The sequence below is a fragment of the Vibrio splendidus genome (assembly GCF_001557875.1).
GTDB lineage: Bacteria > Pseudomonadota > Gammaproteobacteria > Enterobacterales > Vibrionaceae > Vibrio > Vibrio splendidus_F.
Map to the genome: position 1 here is coordinate 1 of NZ_LNRF01000018.1, position 18,884 is coordinate 18,884.

The window sequence follows — 18,884 nt, forward strand, 5'->3', positions numbered from 1 at the left end:
AAATGGTTTAGTCTCATTGTCTTAAACAATGCATCCGGACGCGGGATGGAGCAGTTTGGTAGCTCGTCGGGCTCATAACCCGAAGGTCGTCGGTTCAAATCCGGCTCCCGCAACCACATTACAGTTAAGCGCTATCTGTTGCCCAAGGCGGTAAGAGCAGCGATTAACTAATGCGATACTAGCTCAGTTGGTAGAGCGCAACCTTGCCAAGGTTGAGGTCATCGGTTCGAACCCGATGTATCGCTCCAGCTTTCTTCTAAAAAGCTATTAAGACTCTTTAAACCACCGTGTTTTTCTTTAGATCACAGAGTTTAAAGACGACCTTAAAGGTCACGCTCTTTCTTTAATGCTGCGAAGCATAATCCCCCCAAAAAGCAAATAATCCTCCATCATGGTGGATATTTTTTTTGTCTTAAATTTTTCTTAGCAACTGGAATGCTAGTAAACATCAGGTCTCTGAAGCAGATACTTGAGGTTTTTCACATCTATAAACAGACTTATCCACAAAATGTTAGGTGTGGATAACTTGGTTGATAAAGTTATTTCAGGCTTAATTCTTTACCTATCCCTAAAAGATCTTTCTTGTTTTCAATATATTAGATGAATTGCGGCGATCGTAACTTGTTGTTTTTTATCAAGTTGGATGCCTATCTTGGATTTGATAAAAGATCGTTAACTTGTTGTTTTTTGATCTTAATCATTTATCGGTACTGTGTTTAACTTTGTGCGAGTGTCGGAAGTTTACGAGAGTTCTGAATTTTTTCCACATTGCTAGAATTGAGAACAAGGTCAAACATTGTTCTAAAATTATGTGCAACGAGTTGTCTTAAATATTGGACTGTTAGTGGGGGCTCGCTTGCCATACATTGGTATATAAAGCGTTAAGCGTCTCTTGGTAGTCCTTTTTCTACAATACGTATTAGTCGGTGCTTTTTAGTCACGACTTTACTGTTACCTTTTGGTACCTCAATGGCACTAGGTAATTGCTGTAGTTGTTTTTCTAAAGCCCACTCAATATGCACATCTAGCATTTCGTTTTTGCCTTGATGAGACTCCAGGGTTTCAACAATGCATTGTTGAAATGGCGCGTTGCCCATAGCAACAAAGATATTGCGCAACCACTGGGTGTGTCCGATACGTCTTATTGCGGAGCCTTCCATTTTCTTTAGGAAGGTCGCTTCGTCCCAACTTGAAAGTGAAACCAGATCAGCCTCTTGGAAGTCTTCTCTGCGGTGAAAGTCGGTTTGTTCTGTGAGTTCGGCATGACGGTTCCATGGGCAAACTAACTGGCAATCGTCGCAGCCGTAGATACGGTTACCAATCGCTTCTCTATACTCTTCAGGGATCACACCATCATATTCAATGGTTAAGTACGAAATACATTTGCGCGCATCCACCACGCCATCATCAATAATGGCACCTGTTGGGCAAGAAGTGATACATGCGGTGCATTTACCACACTCATCGACACTGGGTTCATCGACTGGAAGAGGGATGTTAACTAACAGCTCCCCTAGAAAGAACCATGAGCCAGCGTCTTTATCAAGAATTAATGAGTGTTTACCTGTCCAGCCCAACCCTGCTTTTTGAGCGAGCGGTCTTTCCAAAATAGGCGCTGAATCGACGAAAGGGCGTGAGTCTAAACCTTCGACCTCTTTTTCAATTCTTTGTCCCAGCTTTTTCAACTGGTTACGGAACAATTTGTGATAGTCGCGGCCTAAAGAATAACGGCTGATGTAGCCTTGAGTGGTATCGCTTAGGTTAGAGGCAAACTGAGCTTCTGGTGGTAGGTAATTCATTCGAGCGCTGATCACTCGAATTGTGCCTGGGTGAAGTTCATCAGGACGTGCACGCATCATCCCATGTCGAGCCATCCAATCCATTTCGCCGTGGTGACCCGCATCTAGCCATGCTTGAAGAGGGGCTTCGTGTTCACTTAAATCAACATCGCAGATGCCAACTTTTTGAAAGCCTAACTCTTTTCCCCAAATTTTAATTTTTTCAGCAAGATGGTCTAGATTCATGGCTTCATACTTATCGATTAAAATTCGGTTAGGCAAAAATGGGGGCGGATCTTAACGGATCTTAGTGGTGTTGACCAGAACAGACGTGTTTTGAGCAGTATTTTTCATAGAACTTACACTTGAGTGCTTGTCTCCCAAAAGCATCACGGTTTACTATTCTTGTTCTTTTGATTTTTATATAGTCAACGATCGATTTTTAGAGAACGTATTCATGAGCACGAAACAATTTACTTTGAAAGATGAACAAGCAACGATTCAATTAGGAACGGAGCTTTCTAATCTTTGCTCACAGCAGACGACTATTTATCTGCATGGTGATCTTGGCGCAGGTAAAACGACCTTCAGTCGTGGCTTTGTAAAAGCACTTGGCCATCAAGGAAATGTAAAGAGCCCAACGTATACTCTAGTTGAACCTTATCAACTTGCAGATTGGCAGGTGTACCACTTTGACCTTTATCGCCTAGCCGATCCTGAAGAGTTAGAGTTCATGGGAATTCGTGACTACTTTACTCCAGATGCTATCTGTTTGGTTGAATGGCCTGAGAAAGGTTATGGGATGCTACCAGAAGCTGATTTGGATATTGATATTCGTTACCAAGACGATCACCGTATTGTTTCTTTAACCGCTAATAGTGAATACGGACAGCGCTTACTTAGTCAGTTGGAGTTATGTTGATTTCTAAACGCCTTATTTCGGCAGTGGCCATGATGGCTGCTGTTTTTTCTATACTGTTTTCTTCACTTGTTTCTGCAAACTCACTGAAAAGTTTAAGGGTTTGGCCTTCTCCAGAAGAAACGCGTGTGGTTATCGACTTAAAATCAGAAGCGGACTTTAGCTATTTCACACTGAGTAGCCCGAGTCGTTTAGTGGTCGATTTAAAAAATACCAACCTTGCAACTAAGCTACCGGTCGTGGTGAAAGATAGCCCTGTTCTATCTAAGATTCGTAAGAGTTCACCGCCAGACAAAAACACCTATCGCTTGGTTTTTGAGTTAAAGAAGTCGTCTAAAGCAGAGTTGTTCAAACTGAGCCCGACTCCGGGTGGTCAGTATGGACATCGTTTGGTGATCGACTTACCTCATGGTGCGGCAAGTAAAGCGACATCGAAGCCGAGTAAGCCAACGGTAAGTAAGAACATTAACCAGGTTAAACGTCAGAAAGACATTTTGATCGTGATTGACCCTGGCCACGGTGGTGAAGATCCTGGCTCAATTGGTCCATCTCGTAAATATGAGAAGAATGCGACTCTGAGTATCTCCCGTAAGCTGGCTGCACAATTAAATGCCGTACCGGGAATCAAAACGCGTTTAACGCGTAATGCTGACTACTTTGTGAACCTGAACCGACGTGTTGCGATTGCTCGAGAGAATGAAGCTCACCTGTTGATCTCTATTCACGCCGATGCCTTTACCACTCCTCAACCAAGAGGTGGCTCGGTGTTTGTGCTGAATACTCGACGTGCGAATACCGAGATCTCACGCTGGATTGAGAACAAAGAGAAACAGTCAGAGCTGCTGGGTGGTAGCGGTGCTGCTTTTACTGGCAATATTGATGATAAGAACGTAAACCAAACCTTATTGGATCTGCAGTTTAGTCACTCTCAAAAAGAGGGCTACAAACTGGCAACGGCGATTCTGTCTGAAATGGGTAAGGTTGCGAAGCTTCATAACAGTAAACCAATCAATACCAGTTTGGCGGTATTACGTTCACCACAGATCCCATCGGTACTGGTAGAGACTGGCTTTATTTCGAATCCGACGGAAGAGAAGCTTCTTTTCCAACGTTCGCACCAAGATAAATTGGCACGAGCAGTGACTAAAGCGGTCGTTAAGTATTTGAAGGCTAACCCACCTGAAGGGATTATCTTGTCTAATGCAACGTCATCAACGGGTGGTGTTAGCCAACATAAAGTGTCTCGTGGCGAGTCTTTATCGGTGATTGCGAGTAAATATGGCACGTCGACGCAGACCTTGATGAAACTCAACAATCTGAAATCGAGCAGCCTAGCGATCGGTCAAGTGCTTAAGATTCCAGACAGCGCTTCAAGTTCATCATCAAGCAGCGCAGTGAAAACCAAGACCATAACCCACACGGTTAAGTCCGGAGAGTATCTAGGCAAGATAGCCAGCCGTTACAAAGTGCGAGTTGCAGATATCAAACGTGAGAACCGCTTGAAATCAGAGACTGTGAGAGTAGGCCAAAAGTTACGTATTACAGTTGAAGTGAAAGATGTCCCTCTGCGCAAGCACAAAGTTGCAAGAGGTGATTACCTTGGCAAGATAGCTTCGAAATACGGCGTGAGCGTCAACAGCATTCGCCAAGCGAATAAGCTAAGATCTGACAGCCTAGCTATCGGCCAAGTGTTGATTATTCCTCACAAGTAGTCTTCGGAATACTAAGCGGCTTCTGGTATATCAATGTTAAAAAATAAGAACTAGTGCAAACGTAACAGCGTTTCCATCAATGGCAGTAAGGTAGCTATAAATATGACGATCAAAATACTGCCAGCTCGGTTAGCGAACCAAATCGCAGCGGGTGAAGTGGTAGAAAGGCCAGCCTCTGTTGTAAAAGAGCTGGTTGAGAACAGTTTGGATTCGGGTGCCACTCGTATCGATATTGATATCGAGAAAGGTGGCGCCAAGATGATCCGCGTTCGTGATAATGGTAAGGGCATCGTCAAAGATGAACTGGCTCTCGCACTAAGTCGCCACGCTACCTCTAAAATCCATACTCTTGATGACCTTGAGGCGATCGTCAGCCTAGGTTTCCGTGGTGAAGCGCTAGCGAGTATCAGTTCAGTGGCGCGTTTAACCATGACTTCACGCCCTGCTACTCAAGATCAAGCTTGGGCGGCACACAGTGAAGGCCGTGATATGCAGGTGAAACTGCAGCCTGCAGCGCATCCAATTGGTACCTCGGTTGAGGTGTTGGATCTGTTCTTCAATACGCCAGCACGTCGTAAGTTCTTACGCACCGAGAAAACCGAATTCACGCATATTGATGAGTTGCTTAAACGTATTGCATTGAGTCGCTTTGATGTGACGATCAACCTTCGTCATAACGGCAAAATGATTCGTCAGTACCGAGCCGCTAAAACACAAGTTCAAGCAGAAAAGCGCATCGCTGCGGTATGTGGCAATCCTTTTGTGCGCCATATGCTTAAGATCGAGCTTGAGCATCAAGGCTTAAAACTTCATGGCTGGATCACCACGCCCGAAGGGGCAAGACAGCAAAGCGATTTGCAATACTGCTATGTGAATGGCCGTATGATGCGCGACAAGCTGATCAATCACGCGATTCGTCAGAGCTATGAAACCAGTCTGCGCCCAGACCAATTCGCGACGTATGTGTTGTTCATTGAACTCGACCCACATCAAGTCGACGTGAATGTTCATCCTGCTAAACATGAAGTGCGTTTTCATCAAGCGCGTCTTGTGCATGACTTTATTTACCAAGCATTGAGTGATGGTTTAGCACAGAGCAAGCAGATTGATGCTGCGCCAATCAATCAGTCAGCTTTTCATCAATCAGAAGTGATTCATCATCAGCAAGATAGTACGAGCTCTGCAGTTGATGGTGTTGCAAGTTTCGCTGAGCCAGAAAGCGTAATGCCTAGCAGTTCGGATGAAACAAAGGTTTCAGATAGGGTGCGACATGCCATTGAGCAAACGCCAGCCTACCCGAGAAAAGCAGAATCAGAGCACGCTTTTGATAAGCCTCAACACAGCGTTAATGATGGTGGGCAGCGTTACAGCTCACCAGCTAACCGAAGTTCATCGCCTAGCGGAGGCTCGTCGGATCGCGAAGCCAGTTTTACAGGCTCGTCTCGCCAAGAGTGGATAGAGTCTCGACCAGCTCCGAAAAAAGAGAAAGAGCCACACCAGCATCACGCCGAACCTGCTCCATCTAAGCGAGAAGTGAAAGCTTATAAAGAGCTTCTTAAAACGCCAGATTTTGATGATCGCGCGGTACAGCCATCATCTTGTCGAGAGCCGGTGGCACCAGTAGAAACCAGAGACAACTTAGAAAATAAAGAAAATAGAGAAGCTAAGCCTGCCCAACAGAACTCTGTTTATTTAAAACCAAGAGCACCTGTAACGGACTTGGGCAAAGCAGTCTCGATTGTGGAACGTCAGTATCTGGTGATGGGTAATAAGAACGGCAGTGTGTTGGTTTCTTTGGCTAAGGCTGAATTGTTGCGTGTTGTTGGTCAGCTTGATACTCGAGGTGGCGCGTTAAAAAGCCAACCACTATTGGTGCCCTTATCGATTAAGCTGGGCAGTGAACTTGTCGAAGTTGCGAAGACGCTGAGCCAAACACTGGCATTACTGGGGATTGAGCTTAAGGCGCGAAACAGTGAGGCGGTAATGGTGATGGGCGTGCCTTCTCCTTTAAGGCAGCAAAACTTACAAATTTTGATCCCAGATCTGTTATCTTACGCGGCTTCATTAAACGCTCAGATTGTTGATAATCGCTCGGCTAATGTTTCCAGCGACCTGTTGCCATCATTGGTCAACTGGATCGGGATTCAAACGGCACAAGTAAAAAGCGACTACACTTTATCTGAAGCGGTTCAACTAGTTGGGGAACTTGAACAACTTTGGCATGGTCTACTTCCATTAGATGATCCAGAGTTTGTTAATCCTATCGACTTTTCAGCGACTATAGCTGCGTTTACGGTTTAACTTTTTCGCGACGACATTTGTCTTTTTAGCTGAATACGTCGCGACACAAAGCCCTTTGCTAAAAAGCGCTAAAACAGAGAAGCAAATACAAAATATCATGACTGAAAAATTACCTTTAGCGTTGTTTTTAATGGGCCCAACGGCATCAGGAAAAACAGATTTAGCTATCCGCTTACGTCAGAAATACCCTGTAGAGATCATCAGCGTCGATTCGGCATTGATCTACAAAGACATGGATATTGGTACCGCTAAACCGGATGCGGAAGAGCTTGCGCTCGCGCCTCATCGCTTGATTGATATTTTGGATCCAAGCGAAGCGTATTCTGCGGCAGATTTTCGTCGTGATGCGATCAATGAAATGAATAAGATTGTAGCGGAAGGCAAAATTCCGCTACTTGTTGGTGGCACAATGCTTTACTACAAAGCATTGTTGGAAGGTTTATCGCCATTACCAGCAGCGGATCAAGAGATTCGTAAGCAGATTGAAGCGGAATCTATCGAACAAGGTTGGCAGGCATTGCACGATCAATTAAGAGAGATTGATCCCGTATCCGCTGAAAGAATACACCCAAATGATCCACAAAGGCTTTCAAGGGCATTGGAAGTTTACCGAATTTCGGGTAAAACATTAACAGAGCTAACTCAAACGAAAGGCGATAGCCTGCCATTTCGTGTAAAACAATTTGCAATAGCTCCCAAGGAAAGGAAAGAACTCCATCGCCGCATTGAGCTGCGTTTCGAGAAGATGATAGAAGCGGGATTTGAAGAGGAAATGAAGGCGTTGTACGCCAGAGAAGATCTTCACCCTGAACTGCCATCGATCCGATGCGTTGGTTATAGGCAGATGTGGGATTATTTAGACGGTAATTGTGATTTAGACGAAGCGGTTTTCCGTGGTGTCTGTGCAACCCGTCAGTTGGCCAAGCGACAAATCACCTGGTTGCGCAGTTGGGATGATTTAACTTGGTTAGATAGCGAAAACATTGATCAAGCGTTAGAAACTCTTTCAGATGCAATAGCATCTGATTAGTATTGCTGTGTATAATGTGATCGCTTTTGCGTGAATATACTCTGGAAAGGATCCGTTATTGAGGCTTTTAAAAAATCACAGCCTTTCAATAACAACGGAGTTTTTTTATTCATTTAGCTCAGATGCAAAGGCCGCACCTTTTTGTGCACCACTAGCTAAATAATTACAACAAAATACAAATAAGGAAAATAAAATGGCTAAGGGGCAATCGCTACAAGACCCATTCCTAAATGCACTCCGTCGTGAGCGCATTCCAGTCTCTATCTATCTTGTTAACGGCATTAAGCTGCAAGGTCAGATCGAGTCTTTCGATCAATTCGTGATCTTATTGAAGAACACAGTAAACCAAATGGTTTACAAGCATGCGATTTCTACTGTGGTACCTGCTCGCGCAGTTAGTCACCACAGCGGCGAGCAACGCACGCCATCTGATCGTCCAGAGAAGACTGAAGATTAATCGTTTAATTGATACAGCTTGCGCTGTAATAAGGAGTTGGTTGCTTGTTTGACCGTTATGAATCCGGCGAGCGAGCCGTACTTGTTCATATCAACTTCACGCAAGAGGGAGAATGGGAAGACCTAAGCGAATGTGAAATGCTGGTCTCCTCTGCGGGGGTAGAAACGCTACAAGTGATTACTGGTAGCCGACAATCCCCACTCCCTAAATACTACGTTGGAGAAGGTAAAGCCCTAGAAATCGCACAAGCTGTTCAGCTAACCGGTGCTGAAATTGTGATTTTTAACCACTCTCTCTCTCCTGCCCAAGAGCGAAACCTCGAGCAATTGTGTAAATGTCGTGTGATTGATCGCACGGGTTTGATCTTAGATATCTTTGCACAACGTGCGCGAACTCATGAAGGTAAGCTACAAGTTGAGCTCGCTCAGCTTCGTCATATCTCTACTCGATTGATCCGTGGTTGGACTCACCTTGAAAGGCAGAAAGGTGGTATTGGTCTTCGTGGTCCAGGTGAAACTCAGCTGGAAACCGATCGCCGTTTGTTGCGTGACCGTATAAAGGCAATACTGCGTCGTTTAGCGAAAGTCGCTAAGCAGCGTGAACAAGGACGACGTGCTCGTAATCGAGCTGAAATCCCAACAATTTCTTTGGTTGGTTACACCAACGCAGGGAAATCAACACTTTTCAATCGCATCACAAGTGCTGGTGTTTATGCGGCAGACCAACTGTTTGCAACCCTAGACCCAACACTACGTAAGATTGATTTGGCAGATGTCGGGCCTGCAATTCTCGCAGATACCGTAGGTTTTATCCGCCATCTACCACACGACTTGGTCGCTGCGTTTAAGGCAACATTACAAGAGACGCAGGAAGCTGACATTTTGTTACATGTTGTTGATGCCAGTGATGACCGTTTTCGTGAGAACATTCAGGCTGTTCATGAAGTATTAGAAGAAATCGATGCTCATGAAGTGCCAACCCTTGTAGTCATGAACAAAATTGACTGCATGGAAGACCAAAAACCTCGAATTGAAAGAGACGAAGAGGGCGCACCTCGCGCTGTTTGGGTTTCTGCAATGGAAGGAGAAGGCATTGAACTGCTGTTTGAAGCTTTAACTGAGCGTTTAGCTAGCCAGATGGTTCAATTCCGGTTGTGTATTCCACATCAACATCAGGGCCGTATTCGCAGCTTATTCTTCGAGATGAAATGTATTCAACAAGAAGAGTATGATGAAAATGGTAACTTGTTGATAGATATCCGAATGCAACAAATAGATTGGTCTAAACTTGAAAAAAGAGAAGGGGCGCTCTTAGGTGACTTTATCGTTACCAAAGAGACTGCTACAGTATAACGTCATATCAAATGATGGAGCTTTCTAATGGCGTGGAATGAGCCTGGAAATAACAACAACGGCGATAATAACGGCCGCGATAATGACCCTTGGGGTAATAAAAATAATCGCGGTGGCCGAGATCAAGGACCGCCAGATCTAGACGAAGTGTTTAATAAACTAAGTCAAAAGTTAGGTGGCAAGTTTGGTAAAAAGGGTGGCAACGGTAACGGGCCATCTATTGGTGGTGGCGGTGCAATTGGCTTTGGTGTCATTGCCGTTATTGCTATTGCTATCTGGTTCTTCGCTGGTTTCTACACCGTTGGCGAAGCAGAAAGAGCAGTAGTACTTCGACTGGGTCAGTTCGACCGTATCGAAGAACCTGGTCTTAACTGGCACCCTCGCTTCATCGATGAAATTAAAGATGAGCAACTAGTAAACGTTCAAGCGATTCGTTCTTTACGAGCGTCAGGCACCATGCTGACTAAAGACGAAAACGTTGTGACCGTTGAAATGGGTGTTCAATACCGTGTTTCTGACCCATACAAATACTTGTATCGTGTAACGAATGCGGACGACAGTTTACGCCAAGCAACCGATTCTGCGCTTCGTGCGGTAATCGGTGACTCACTGATGGATAGTATCCTAACAAGTGGTCGTCAGCAGATTCGTCAAAGCACTCAAGAAACACTAAACCGCATTATCGATAGCTACGATATGGGTATTCTTATTGTTGACGTGAACTTCCAGTCAGCACGTCCACCAGAGCAAGTGAAAGATGCATTTGATGATGCTATCGCGGCTCGTGAGGATGAAGAGCGTTTCGAGCGTGAAGCTGAAGCATACCGAAATGACATTCTTCCAAAAGCAACAGGTCGTGCTGAGCGTTTGAAGAAAGAAGCGGTGGGTTACTCAGAGCGCACAGTTAATGGTGCTCTAGGTCAAGTAGCTCAGTTCGAGAAACTGCTACCTGAATACCAAGCTGCGCCTGAAGTAACACGTAACCGTATGTATCTAGATACAATGGAAAAAGTGTACTCAAGCACATCGAAAGTCCTGATTGATTCTGAATCAAGCGGTAACTTGCTATACCTACCAATTGATAAGCTAGGCGCACAAGGTGGTTCTCAGTCGGGCACTCGCCCTGCAAAAGCACCATCAACTTACGATCAAATTGAATTAGAAAAACAAGCGGATCCAAAGTCTAGCACTCAAACTCGTTCAGACAGTTCACGTCAAGGGAGATACTAATAATGCGTAAATTAATGATCCCTGTATTAGTTGTGACGATTGCCCTTCTATTGATGTCACTGTTTGTGATTCAAGAAGGTGAGCGTGGCATGGTAATTCGTTTTGGTCGAGTTCTCGATGATAACGGCGTATCTCGAATCTATGAACCAGGCCTACACTTTAAGCTGCCACTGTTTGATCGCGTAAAAGTACTTGATGCTCGTATTCAAACGATGGATGGTCGTTCTGACCGTTTTGTAACATCAGAGAAAAAAGACGTTCTAATTGATACCTACGCAAAATGGCGTATTGCTGATTTTGGACGTTTTTATCTGAGTACCGGCGGCGGCAATATCATGACGGCAGAAGCACTTCTTGAGCGTAAAGTGACAGATGTTCTTCGTTCTGAAATTGGTTCTCGTGAAATCAAACAAATCGTATCAGGCCCTCGTAATAAAGATGTCCTGCCAGACTCTGCTGATAGCGAAGTCGTCACAACGGTAGCGGCGGCAGAAGCCCTAGAAGTTGATGGCGAACGCGATAAGATCATGGAAAACGTTTTGTCTGGAACGTCAGAAAGTGCGATGGCTGATTTAGGTGTTGAAGTTGTTGATTTCCGAATGAAGAAGATTAACCTTCCTGACGAAATCAGTGAATCTATCTACCGCCGTATGCGTGCAGAACGTGAATCGGTTGCTCGTAGACACCGTTCTCAAGGTCGTGAGCGTGCTGAAGTTATCCGTGCTCAAGCTGAGCTAGAAGTAGCAACAGTTCTTGCTGAAGCTGACCGTACAGCTCGAATCACTCGTGGTGACGCGGATGCAGAAGCAGCGAAGATCTACTCTGATGCGTTCAGCAAAGATCCTGAGTTCTACGGCTTCATGCGCTCACTGCAAGCTTATGAGACATCATTTAGCGATAAGAGCGACATTCTAGTACTGGATCCGAAGACAGACTTCTTCCAATACATGAATCAAGCAAGCGGCGCTCCAGCAAAGTAAGCTGATGTGTTAGCGAACGCTTAGCTCAATAAGCAAAATGCGTTAAAACTAAAAAGGCTCCCATCATGGGAGCCTTTTTGTTTTTACTGTACCGATTGTTTTCAGGTCTACGATTGGGGGCGCGAGGGAAGGCGCTCAATAGCGTTCTAGTTATAGAAACTTAAACCTAACGGTAGGTCATGAAAGCGATAACCGCTCCTGCCACCACAAGACAGCCGCCAATGCGACGCAGTTGCGTGTCTGGTTGTTCGCTCAGTTGTGCGACCATGTTTCTCCAGCCATTGGGTGCAATTAAGGGGCCGAGCCCTTCAACAATAAGTACGAGCCCAATAGCGAGCCAAATTGATTGAGACATGGTTCTGCCTTTTGTCTGTAAAAAAGTAATGATATCAGTATCTTCATACATTCGCCCTCAGTTATCGCTGGTTTATTTTTGTACAGTGTTAACGTTTATGGACAAAAAGTGACTGCAAGAAGTGTGATTCAGTGCTAGAATCCATTTTTAATTAGCAACAGAAATTGGAAAGATGGGAAATAACGTAGTCGTTCTAGGCACCCAATGGGGTGATGAAGGTAAAGGTAAAATCGTTGACCTTTTAACTGAAGATGCAAAATACGTGGTTCGCTACCAAGGCGGTCACAATGCAGGTCACACACTTGTAATTGACGGTGAAAAAACCGTTCTTCACTTAATTCCATCAGGTATCCTACGCAATAACGTTAAATGTGTTATTGGTAACGGTGTAGTATTATCGCCTGACGCACTTCTAAAAGAAATGAAGCCTCTTGAAGATCGCGGTATCCCAGTACGTGAGCGTCTTTTCATCTCTGAAGCTTGTCCTCTAATTCTTCCGTACCACATTGCAATCGACAACGCGCGTGAAATCGCTCGTGGCGCTAAAGCTATCGGTACAACGGGTCGTGGTATCGGTCCAGCTTACGAAGATAAAGTTGCTCGTCGCGGTCTACGCGTTGGCGACCTTTTCGATAAAGAAGCATTTGCTGAGAAGCTAAAAGAAGTTATGGAATTCCACAACTTCCAACTAGAGCACTTCTACAAAGCTGAAACAGTAAGCTACGAAGAAGTTCTTGAGCAAGCGATGAGCTACGCAGACATGTTAACTGCGATGGTTATCGACGTAACTGATGAACTAGACGCAGCACGTAAGCGCGGCGACAAGATCATGTTCGAAGGTGCTCAAGGTACGCTACTAGATATCGACCACGGTACTTATCCATACGTAACGTCTTCTAACACGACTGCTGGTGGTGTTGCTGCAGGTTCTGGTTTCGGTCCTCGTCACATCGGTTACATCCTTGGTATTACTAAGGCTTACTGTACTCGTGTTGGTTCAGGTCCATTCCCTACTGAGCTATACGATGGCCTTGAGAAGCAAGACCCAGTTGGTAAACACCTAGGTGATGTTGGTCACGAGTTTGGCGCAACAACTGGTCGTCTACGTCGTACTGGTTGGTTCGATGCTGTTGCTATGCGTCGTGCAATCCAAATCAACTCTCTATCTGGTATGTGTCTAACTAAACTAGACGTTCTAGATGGCCTAGAAGAACTAAAAATCTGTACTGGCTACAAGATGAAAGATGGTTCTATCCTAGAAGTTTCTCCAATGGCTGCTGAGTCATTCGAAGAAGCGACGCCAATCTACGAAACAATGCCTGGTTGGTCTGAAAACACATTTGGTGCTAAATCTATCGACGCGCTTCCACAAGCTGCTCTAGATTACATCAAGCGTATCGAAGACCTAACTGGCGTTCCAATTGATATCGTATCAACTGGTCCAGATCGTAACGAAACTATCATCAAGGTTCACCCATACGGCGCATAATGCCTGCTGAGTGATTACCAGGCATGAACAGTGCTTTGATAATGAAATAGTTTTCTAAAAGCCGACTTTATTAAGTCGGCTTTTTTGTGCCTGTAATTTGAAAACTAAGCCATCCGTGATGATCTTTTGAACGCCATCTGGCAAAATATTGCCCATTAGCGGCAAGTTTTGTCTAAAGCCGTCGGGGTTATTGCCGATACAGATATCATGGAAAGTGAAGTTCACCCTGTTTTGTGCGTGTAGAAATCCTCTGCACCCCTCAATAGATAACTTTAGCGACAGATAATAGAGTGCAGGTATGAAGCTACGAATTGTGGCAGCTTCATTAATAATGGCGCTGAGCTCACCCTTGAGTCATGCAAATTTGGCTGATGTGGGAGAGCCCGTTCCAATATATACAGAAGCTGAACTGATTAATTTAATCGAAAATAATCAACATCTAGAGCGAGTGAAAGCTGATAAGTGCCAGTTAGTTGAAGATATCGTTGCTCGTGCGACGCGTATTAGCTTGCCTTCTTATGAGTTTTTATACGGTGATATGTTGGCTTGGGGTGTGTGTGTTCCACAAGATGTAGAGCTTGGCCTTTACTATATGGAAAACGCGGCACATCAAGGTTTACCCGCTGCATTAGAGCAGTTAGGTCGTTATTACTCTCGTGGTACTTTGGTACAACAAGACAAAGAGCGTGCGATTCCGTACCTCCGTGAAGCGGCCTCTATGGGTAACTTAAGTGCGAGTATCCACTTAGCTGAACTCTTGTTACGTGACTACGGTAGCCCATTAGATTATGAAGATGCTTACCGTTGGCTGTATAACTCGGTGACAGCGGATCAAAGGCAACATAAGCGTATCACAGTGCTTCGTAGCGGCCTGGAACAGAGAATGCCAGACAACATTATTGCTCGAGCAAAACGTCGAGACGTGTTCTGGTAATACCGAGTAAGAAACCTGTAATGATCCCTGCACTCATTGTTACAGGAAAGAAGATTTAAAAAGCCCCGCCTAATTTAGTTAGTGCGGGGCTTTTTACGTTTAGATGGTCATGCTATTCGATAGCGAGTTTATTGAACAACCTCACCAGACTCAATCACCGTTTCACGAACAACCTTAGTGAAATCGAGTGCTTCTTGACGAATCTTATCTTCGTCTACCGTTAGCATGTCGCGGTCTTGCATGATGATCTTGCCATCAACGATCGTGTGGCGAACGTTACCCGAGTTAGCAGAGTACACCAATGCTGAGTATGGGTTGTACACAGGCACCATGTTTGGCGCCTTAGTATCGATCACTATGATGTCAGCCAGTTTGCCTGCTTCAAGAGAGCCGATCTTATCTTCCATGTGCAGCGCTTTTGCTGCGCCCATGGTCGCCATGTCGATCACTTTGATCGGCGGCATTGCTGCACGATCTTTGTTAACTAGTTTGTGAACCTTAGCGACTTGGTTGAATTCATCAATGGTGCTCAGTGTATTACCAGACATTGGACCATCGGTACCTAAACCGATACGCACGTTTTTGTCATACATCTTAAGCGCAGGTGATACGCCTTTTGCTGACTTGATGTTAGCACTCATGTTATGAGCTACGCCCATATCCGATTTCTTCACTAATTCGATATCATGGTCGTCAACGAGGATCATGTGTGCACCCACCAAGTTTTTGTTGAGTGCGCCAATGCTGTCCATGTATTGAACCGGAGATAACCCATCAGAACGCTCTGCGATTTTCTCTTCTTCACGGTGCGATTCTGCAAGGTGAATCATTACTGGCACATCTAGCTCTAGGGATAGCTTAGATATTTTCTGCAGGATCTCTGTGGTGTTGGTATAAGGCGCATGCGGTGCAAACGCTGGTGTGATGCGTGGGTGATCTTTGTATTCTTCAATGAAGTTCAACGCGTACTTAATGCCTTCTTCGGCGTTAGCCGCATCGGCTACAGGGAACTTAATCACGGTTTCACCTAGGATGGCACGCATACCGATCTTATCGACGGTTTTCGCGACTTCATCTTCGAAGTAATACATGTCGGCGTAAGTCGTCACACCGCCTTTCACCATTTCAACGTTACCTAGGTTGGCACCAATGCGTACCATGTCTCGCGATACCAGCTTCTTCTCTAATGGGAAGATGTAGCGGTGCAGACGATCTGGCACATCATCGGCTAACGAACGGAAAACCGTCATTGATACGTGAGTATGAGTATTGATGAGACCCGGCATAACGATATCGCCATCCACGTCTAACACTTGCTTAGCTTGGTACTGCTTCTCTAGTGAAGCATCTCCAACCGCAATGATTTTGTTGTCTTTGACCACAACAGTACCGCTTTCATAAACCGTTTTGTCTTGGTTCATGGTTAGAACCATCGCATCGGTAATCATCAGGTCAGCTTTTTCCATTGCCGAACTTGCGAATGGGAATAGCGCTAGGCTCGCCATAGCTGAAGCCAGTAAAGTGCGTTTTAGTTTCATATCATACTCAGAACAGGAGTTGGTAAAGTGCGTGGATAATAGTGTATTTCATTCATGGCGCAAACGTTTGTTTTATCGTTTGCTTGAAATTTTGATGATAGTCCACGTCTATGAAGCGATGTTTCACAAAGTGAAGATATGTATCAATCTGAGGTTATTTGAGTGTTTTCCAAAGCATATCTGTAGCTTACCCCTAGCATCAGATATACTAGGGGTATATACCTTCCTTGCTTAAGCAGGCCCGCCTATGTCAAAAAACACACCAACGTCAGAAAACACGACAGCGACAACCACTGTTGATCCTTTTGCCGACCGAGAGTCGAAAAATTACGATAACCCAGTACCAAGCCGAGAGTTCATTATTTCGTTTCTAACAGACGCGAATATTCCGATGAACCGCAACGATCTATTCGAAGCTTTGGGTCTGGCTGGAGAGGAACAATATGAAGGGCTGCGTCGTCGTTTACGTGCAATGGAGCGTGATGGACAGCTTATCTTTACTCGTCGTCAGTGCTACGCATTGCCTGAGAAGATGGAACTGATTAAAGGCTATGTGATTGGTCATAAAGATGGTCATGGTTGGGTTCGCCCAGACGGCAGTGTGGGTAAAGACAATGATATCGTGCTGCCGCATCACCAGATGAAAACCATCATGCATGGTGACTATGTATTGGTTCAGCCTACTGATAACAGTAAGCGTGGTCGTCGTGAAGGCCGTTTGGTTCGTGTGCTTGAAGAGCGTAAAACGCCACTTGTTGGCCGCTTCTTCCTAGAGTACGGCTATTCTTACGTTGTTGCTGATGATTCACGTATTAGTCACGACATCCAGATCCCTACTGAGCATAAAGGCGGTGCTCGAATGGGTAATGTGGTTGTGATTGAAATTACGGATCGCGGTGGTCGTTCTCGTAACATGATGGGTAAAGTAACCGAAGTTCTTGGTGAAAACATGGCGCCGGGTATGGAAACGCAGATTGCGATCCGTACTCACCAGATCCCACAAGAGTGGCCTGAAGCGGTAGATAAGCAAATCGAAAACCTAGGTGAGCATGTTCCTGAAGAAGCAAAAGAAGGACGTGTGGACCTGCGTAAACTGCCATTGGTTACCATTGATGGTGAAGATGCGCGTGACTTCGATGATGCGGTTTATTGTGAAGCGAAGAAAGGCGGCGGCTGGCGTCTATGGGTAGCGATTGCTGACGTAAGTTACTACGTTCGCCCAGATACGGCGCTAGACAAAGAAGCGATTAACCGTGGTAACTCGGTATACTTCCCGTCACAAGTTGTGCCAATGCTGCCAGAAGTGCTTTCAAATGGTTTGTGTTCATTGAACCCTCAAGTAGACCGTTTATGTATGGTGTGTGAGATGACTATCTCAGACAAAGGTAAGCTGTCGGGTTACAAGCACTATGAAGCAGTCATGAACTCTCATGCTCGTCTTACTTACAATAAAGTAGGCGCGATCTTAGATGGCAATGAAGAACTTCGTGAGCGTTACGAGCCAGAAGTATCGCATCTTGAAGAACTGCACAAGATGTACAAAGTTCTGAAGAAAACGCGTGATGAGCGTGGTGCGATTGAGTTTGAAACGGTAGAAACCAAATTTATCTTCAATGCGGATCGTAAGATCGACCGTATTGAACCGGTAATCCGTAATGATGCACATAAGATCATCGAAGAGTGTATGATTCTGGCAAACATCGCATCGGCATCTTACGTAGAAAAAGCGAAAGAGCCTGCTCTGTACCGTGTTCACGAAACTCCGGGCGAAGAGCGTTTAATGGGCTTCAAGAGCTTCTTAAGTGAATTAGGTTTAACACTGGAAGGTGGTCTGTCGCCATCACCAGTCGACTATGCACAATTGATGCAACAGATTAACGAGCGTGAAGACCGTGAGTTAATCCAAACCATGCTACTGCGTTCAATGAAGCAAGCGGTCTACAACGCGGATAACGCGGGTCACTTTGGCTTAGCCCTTAAACGCTATGCTCACTTTACCTCGCCGATTCGTCGTTACCCTGACTTGCTACTACACCGTGCGATTAAGTACCTTATTGCGAAAGAAGGTGGTCGTAACAGCGAACGTTGGACGCCAACGGGTGGTTACCACTACACTTTCGATGATATGGACTTCTACGGCGAACAGTGTTCAATGACTGAGCGTCGTGCTGATGACGCAACACGTGAAGTAAACGACTGGTTGAAGTGTGAATACATGCAAGACCATGTCGGCGAAGTGATGGATGGCGTAATTGCCAACGTGACTGGCTTTGGTTTCTTTGTACGTCTAACTGAGCTGCACATTGATGGCTTGGTACATATCTCAGCGCTAGCGAACGATTACTACCAATTTGATGCTGTTGGTCAGCGTCTGGTGGGTGAAAGCTCTGGTAATATCTACCGCTTGGGTGATTCGGTTAAAGTTAAGGTTTCTGCGGTTAACTTAGAAACTCGTCAAATCGACTTTGACTTAGAAGACACCGATCGTCAGCCGCGTGGTAAAGGTAAAACAGCCAAGAAGCGTGCAGCAGAAGCGATGAAAAAGGCGAAAAGCAAGAAGCGTTCAGCAGTGAAGAGCAATAAGCCGGGTGTATCAGCGAAGCCTATGGTTGAGCCAACTAAGCGACCTGATGGAAGTAGCGAAAGCTCTGCTAAGAAGAAAAAGCCAGCGAATAAAACCGGTGCTGCTAAAGCTCGCGCAAAGAAAAAGCGTGCTGCAAGCCGTAAGCCAAAGGCAGATAAGTCTTAAAACTGATAAATCTTAAGGCTAATAAGGCGCTTTGCTAATCAGGTTTAGCGCCTAACTGAT

Annotated in this window: 14 protein-coding genes and 2 tRNA genes; 13 read left to right on the forward strand and 3 right to left on the reverse strand. The window is 45.2% G+C overall.

What is annotated here, in order from left to right:
- The first annotated feature begins 39 nt into the window (after positions 1–39).
- A tRNA-Met gene (locus ATB74_RS22900) sits at positions 40–116 on the forward strand.
- Positions 117–172: 56 nt separating this feature from the next.
- Positions 173–248: transfer RNA gene (locus tag ATB74_RS22905), tRNA-Gly, on the forward strand.
- Positions 249–881: 633 nt separating this feature from the next.
- Here ATB74_RS22905 and queG read toward each other — a convergent pair.
- Entirely contained in the window at positions 882–2,024 is a 1,143-nt protein-coding gene (gene queG, locus ATB74_RS22910; protein WP_061019824.1) for a tRNA epoxyqueuosine(34) reductase QueG, read from the reverse strand.
- Positions 2,025–2,235: 211 nt separating this feature from the next.
- On the opposite strand from queG, the gene tsaE reads away from it, so the two are divergent.
- The 8 genes from tsaE to hflC all read left to right on the forward strand — a co-directional run bounded on the left by tsaE (position 2,236) and on the right by hflC (position 11,759).
- Positions 2,236–2,700 carry a tRNA (adenosine(37)-N6)-threonylcarbamoyltransferase complex ATPase subunit type 1 TsaE gene (gene tsaE / locus ATB74_RS22915; RefSeq protein WP_004735870.1) on the forward strand — a complete coding sequence of 155 codons (465 nt, stop codon included), beginning with the start codon at positions 2,236–2,238 and terminating at the stop codon, positions 2,698–2,700.
- Positions 2,694–4,409: an N-acetylmuramoyl-L-alanine amidase gene (locus tag ATB74_RS22920; RefSeq protein WP_061019825.1), complete on the forward strand. Its 1,716-nt coding sequence runs from the start codon at positions 2,694–2,696 to the stop codon at positions 4,407–4,409. The genes tsaE and ATB74_RS22920 overlap by 7 nt, the downstream gene beginning before the upstream one ends.
- Positions 4,410–4,511: 102 nt before the next feature.
- Positions 4,512–6,710 carry a DNA mismatch repair endonuclease MutL gene (mutL, locus tag ATB74_RS22925; RefSeq protein ID WP_061019826.1) on the forward strand — a complete coding sequence of 733 codons (2,199 nt, stop codon included), beginning with the start codon at positions 4,512–4,514 and terminating at the stop codon, positions 6,708–6,710.
- Between the two features lie 97 nt (positions 6,711–6,807).
- On the forward strand, positions 6,808–7,740 hold the full coding sequence (gene miaA / locus ATB74_RS22930) for a tRNA (adenosine(37)-N6)-dimethylallyltransferase MiaA (protein ID WP_060983120.1): 933 nt from the start codon (positions 6,808–6,810) through the stop codon (positions 7,738–7,740).
- A 193-nt stretch (positions 7,741–7,933) separates the two neighbouring features.
- A complete protein-coding gene (gene hfq, locus ATB74_RS22935; protein WP_017059927.1) occupies positions 7,934–8,197 on the forward strand; it encodes an RNA chaperone Hfq in 264 nt (87 codons plus the stop codon).
- Positions 8,198–8,241: 44 nt separating this feature from the next.
- Positions 8,242–9,549, forward strand: coding sequence for a ribosome rescue GTPase HflX (gene hflX, locus ATB74_RS22940; protein ID WP_017059928.1), 1,308 nt, complete (start codon positions 8,242–8,244; stop codon positions 9,547–9,549).
- 27 nt (positions 9,550–9,576) lie between these two features.
- Entirely contained in the window at positions 9,577–10,779 is a 1,203-nt protein-coding gene (gene hflK / locus ATB74_RS22945) for an FtsH protease activity modulator HflK (RefSeq protein ID WP_060983119.1), read from the forward strand.
- 2 nt (positions 10,780–10,781) lie between these two features.
- Positions 10,782–11,759, forward strand: coding sequence for a protease modulator HflC (gene hflC, locus ATB74_RS22950; RefSeq protein WP_060983118.1), 978 nt, complete (start codon positions 10,782–10,784; stop codon positions 11,757–11,759).
- Positions 11,760–11,925: 166 nt separating this feature from the next.
- On the opposite strand, the gene ATB74_RS22955 is transcribed toward hflC, so the two are convergent.
- Positions 11,926–12,114: a DUF2065 domain-containing protein gene (locus ATB74_RS22955; protein WP_010434105.1), complete on the reverse strand. Its 189-nt coding sequence runs from the start codon at positions 12,112–12,114 to the stop codon at positions 11,926–11,928.
- Positions 12,115–12,286: 172 nt separating this feature from the next.
- Here ATB74_RS22955 and ATB74_RS22960 point away from each other — a divergent pair, with 172 nt between their 5' ends.
- Positions 12,287–13,603, forward strand: coding sequence for an adenylosuccinate synthase (locus ATB74_RS22960; RefSeq protein ID WP_010434108.1), 1,317 nt, complete (start codon positions 12,287–12,289; stop codon positions 13,601–13,603).
- A gap of 298 nt (positions 13,604–13,901) precedes the next feature.
- Complete coding sequence (gene motX, locus ATB74_RS22965; protein ID WP_061019827.1) at positions 13,902–14,537, forward strand: flagellar protein MotX; 636 nt, start codon at positions 13,902–13,904, stop codon at positions 14,535–14,537.
- Positions 14,538–14,665: 128 nt separating this feature from the next.
- Here the strand turns inward: motX and ATB74_RS22970 are convergent, their stop codons facing one another.
- The gene (locus ATB74_RS22970; protein ID WP_061019828.1) at positions 14,666–16,075 is read right to left on the reverse strand and encodes an amidohydrolase; all 1,410 of its coding nucleotides are present in this window, start codon (positions 16,073–16,075) and stop codon (positions 14,666–14,668) included.
- A gap of 247 nt (positions 16,076–16,322) precedes the next feature.
- Between ATB74_RS22970 and rnr the strand changes: the two genes are divergently transcribed.
- The gene (rnr, locus tag ATB74_RS22975) at positions 16,323–18,824 is read left to right on the forward strand and encodes a ribonuclease R (RefSeq protein WP_061019829.1); all 2,502 of its coding nucleotides are present in this window, start codon (positions 16,323–16,325) and stop codon (positions 18,822–18,824) included.
- Positions 18,825–18,884: the final 60 nt, after the last annotated feature.

Bases quoted from the DNA above. Each gene is read 5' to 3' on its own strand.
- queG (WP_061019824.1), bottom strand. From the start codon at position 2,024: ATGAATCTAGACCATCTTGCTGAAAAAATTAAAATTTGGGGAAAAGAG.
- tsaE (WP_004735870.1), top strand. From the start codon at position 2,236: ATGAGCACGAAACAATTTACTTTGAAAGATGAACAAGCAACGATTCAA.
- ATB74_RS22920 (WP_061019825.1), top strand. From the start codon at position 2,694: ATGTTGATTTCTAAACGCCTTATTTCGGCAGTGGCCATGATGGCTGCT.
- mutL (WP_061019826.1), top strand. From the start codon at position 4,512: ATGACGATCAAAATACTGCCAGCTCGGTTAGCGAACCAAATCGCAGCG.
- miaA (WP_060983120.1), top strand. From the start codon at position 6,808: ATGACTGAAAAATTACCTTTAGCGTTGTTTTTAATGGGCCCAACGGCA.
- hfq (WP_017059927.1), top strand. From the start codon at position 7,934: ATGGCTAAGGGGCAATCGCTACAAGACCCATTCCTAAATGCACTCCGT.
- hflK (WP_060983119.1), top strand. From the start codon at position 9,577: ATGGCGTGGAATGAGCCTGGAAATAACAACAACGGCGATAATAACGGC.
- hflC (WP_060983118.1), top strand. From the start codon at position 10,782: ATGCGTAAATTAATGATCCCTGTATTAGTTGTGACGATTGCCCTTCTA.
- ATB74_RS22955 (WP_010434105.1), bottom strand. From the start codon at position 12,114: ATGTCTCAATCAATTTGGCTCGCTATTGGGCTCGTACTTATTGTTGAA.
- ATB74_RS22960 (WP_010434108.1), top strand. From the start codon at position 12,287: ATGGGAAATAACGTAGTCGTTCTAGGCACCCAATGGGGTGATGAAGGT.
- motX (WP_061019827.1), top strand. From the start codon at position 13,902: ATGAAGCTACGAATTGTGGCAGCTTCATTAATAATGGCGCTGAGCTCA.
- ATB74_RS22970 (WP_061019828.1), bottom strand. From the start codon at position 16,075: ATGAAACTAAAACGCACTTTACTGGCTTCAGCTATGGCGAGCCTAGCG.
- rnr (WP_061019829.1), top strand. From the start codon at position 16,323: ATGTCAAAAAACACACCAACGTCAGAAAACACGACAGCGACAACCACT.